General features: G+C 66.3%; 2 protein-coding genes. Both read left to right on the top strand.

What is annotated here, in order from left to right; translation table 11 throughout:
- The first annotated feature begins 155 nt into the window (after window positions 1-155).
- Window positions 156-1676 carry a class I adenylate-forming enzyme family protein gene (locus tag CF68_RS31100; RefSeq protein ID WP_035826602.1) on the top strand — a complete coding sequence of 507 codons (1521 nt, stop codon included), beginning with the start codon at window positions 156-158 and terminating at the stop codon, window positions 1674-1676.
- 57 nt (window positions 1677-1733) lie between these two features.
- Window positions 1734-2705: a tripartite tricarboxylate transporter substrate binding protein gene (locus tag CF68_RS31095; RefSeq protein WP_035826599.1), complete on the top strand. Its 972-nt coding sequence runs from the start codon at window positions 1734-1736 to the stop codon at window positions 2703-2705.
- The last annotated feature ends 259 nt before the right edge of the window (window positions 2706-2964 follow it).

The following is a 2964-nucleotide window of genomic DNA, read 5'->3' as shown; positions in this document are numbered from 1 at the left end:
GGTTTTTGGCCAGTGGCGTTGACGAACACGGCCTTAGTGAATTCCAAATGGCTCCGGCACGGGGCTTGCCGCAAACTGATGCAGCCAGTTTCATGTGGCCGGGTGCATTCCGCCGCATATCCGACTCAGCCTGCATCGAGAGACCCACCAGCACCATGTCTTCCTTCCGCCCCGAATATATCCACGACATCCCCCGCTACTGGGCCGCGCAGACGCCCGACGCGCCGTGCCTGCACGAGAACGGCGCCGTCATCAGCTACGGCGAGCTGTGGCGGCGCATCGAGGCCGCCCGCGACTGGCTGGCGGCGCAGGGCGTGGGCGAGGGCGACCGCGTGATGGTGGTCGGCGAGAACTGCAACGAGATGGTGGTCACGCTGTTCGCCAGCAGCCTGCTGCATGCCTGGCCGATCCAGGTCAACGCGCGCCTGTCCGCGCGCGAGATCGACAATATCCGCGATCATGCGCAGCCGGCGCTGGTGCTGTTCACCGGCCATGTCTCCGACGTGGCCGCGGCGCACGGCGAGCGGCTGGGTGCACAGGCCACCGGCTGCCCGGTGTTCGACGCTGGCATGCGGGTGGTGCGCGCGGCCACCGCGCCGCAGCGCGAGCCGGCCGGGCTGGCCCGCAGCGTCGCCACGCTTATCTATACCTCCGGCACCACCGGCGCGCCCAAGGGCGTGATGGTGCCGCATGCGGGCCTGACCCAGTTTGCGCGCATCTCCGCCACCTCGCGCGACATGGGCCCGGCCGACGTGGCCTACGGCGCCTTGCCGATGTCGCATATCTTCGGCATTGCCACTGTGCTGATGGCCACGCTGTATGCCGGCGCCAGCCTGTTCCTGCGCCCGCGCTTCGACGCCAATGAAGTGTTCGAATCGCTGGCATCGCCCGGCGTCACCATCCTGCAGGGCGTGCCGACCATGTTCACGCGCATCATGGCGGTGGCGCCCACCGTCGGCGCGAAGCCCGGCGCCTATCCGCGCCTGCGCTACCTCTATACCGGCGGCGCGCCGCTGGATCCCACGCTCAAGCGCGAGGTCGAAACCCTGTTCGGCCAGGCGCTGCACCATGGCTACGGCATCACCGAATACGCCGGCTCGCTCTTCATCACGCGCATGGAAGCCCCGCGCGCCGACTGCTCGGCCGGCTATATCGTCGAAGGCGTTGAGATCGAGATCACCGATGCCGAAGGCAAGCTGCTTCCCGCCGGCGAGCGCGGCCAGATCCGCGTGCGCGGCCCGGGCGTGATGCTGGGCTACTACCGCAACCCCGAGCAGACCGCCGAGGCGCTGCTGCCCGGCGGCTGGCTCAATACCGGCGACCTGGGCTACCTGGATGCCGACGGCGCGCTGTTTATCTCCGGCCGCTCCAAGGACCTGATCATCCGCTCCGGCTTCAACGTCTACCCGATCGAGGTCGAGTCGGTGATCAATGCCTTCCCCGGCGTGCGCCAGTCGGCCGTGGTCGGACGCACCACCGGCGACGGCAACGAGGAAGTGGTGGCCTTCATTGAAATGCAGGACGGCGCCGAGCTCGACCGCAAGGCGCTGGACACCTACCTGCGCGAGAGCCTGGCCCCGTACAAGCGCCCGGCCGAGGTCCGCACCGTCGACGTGATTCCGACCACGGCGAGCGGCAAGCTGCTCAAGCAGCCGCTGCGCGCCTTGCTCGATTAAGCGCCCGCCGGGCCTGCTGGCCCCGGGCAATATCAGCCATACCTGGAGGAGACAATAATGAAGACATGGACGACACTGGCAGCGCTGACCGCCACGCTGCTGCTGCAGGGCGCGGCGTGGGCCGCCGACGCCTACCCGTCGCGGCCGGTCAAGCTGCTGGTGGGCTACGCGCCGGGCGGCCCGGTCGATACCGCCGCGCGCATCTATGCCGAGCAGCTCGGGCGCGCGCTCAAGCAGCCGGTGGTGGTGGACAACCGTGCGGGCGCCAGCGGTGCGATCGCCGCGGACATGACCGCCAAGGCGGCGCCGGACGGGTACACGCTGTATTTCGTCGCCAGCCCGACCATGACCATGACCCCGCTGATCCAGCACTCGGTCAACTTCAACCCGGTCAAGGACTTTACCTATATCGGCCTGATCACCGATTACACCAACGTGCTGCTGGTGAACAAGGACTTCCCGGCGAAGAATGTGGGCGAGCTGGTCGACTATGCGCGCAAGCATCCTGAGGGGGTCTCGTTCGGCTCGGCCGGCATTGGGGCATCGAACCACCTGTCCGCGGAACTGCTGGCTCAGATGAACAATGTGAAGCTGCTGCATGTGCCGTACAAGGGCAATGCGCCGGCCATGGCTGACGTGATGAGTGGCAAGGTGACGTTCATGTTCGATATTACCGGCACGGCCATCGGGCATATCAATGGCGGCAAGGTGCGGGCGCTGGCGGTCACGTCGAAGACCCGCAACCCGGCGCTGCCGAACGTGCCGACCATGATCGAGTCGGGGCAGAAGGACTATGACCTGACCGGCTGGTATGCGCTGGTGGGGCCGCAGAAGCTGCCGGCCGATGTGGTGGACAAGCTGGTCAAGGCGCAGAAGGCGGTTGGGGAGGATGCTGCTTTCCGGCAACGGATGACGGCTGGGGGGTATGACGTCAATATCAGCACGCCGAAGGCGCTGGGGGATCGGATTCAGCGGGAGCTGGCGCTTTGGGGTGGGGTGGTGAAGGCGGCGAAGATTCAGGCGGATTGAGGGGTTTATGAATTAGTGCGATGGGGCCGGCGAGATGCCGGCCTTGTTATTTGCGTCATCCAGGCCAATTTCGCGGCCCAACTGCCGTCGCCGCAGTCGCTTGATTGACGATGCACAATTGACGCTCATCGCTATTGTTTTGGGCTTTGAGCACCGGCTCCGATGGTTTTCTCAGGCATCCCGCGCTTAATCCAGTCCTCGTACTCCAGCAGGTTGTGAGTGTCGATGGCTGGGCATCCGCGCCGATGGGCGCAAGGAA

The sequence above is a fragment of the Cupriavidus sp. SK-4 genome, from assembly GCF_000611125.1.
GTDB classification, from domain to species: domain Bacteria; phylum Pseudomonadota; class Gammaproteobacteria; order Burkholderiales; family Burkholderiaceae; genus Cupriavidus; species Cupriavidus necator.
This window is presented reverse-complemented; position numbering and strand designations above follow the sequence as displayed.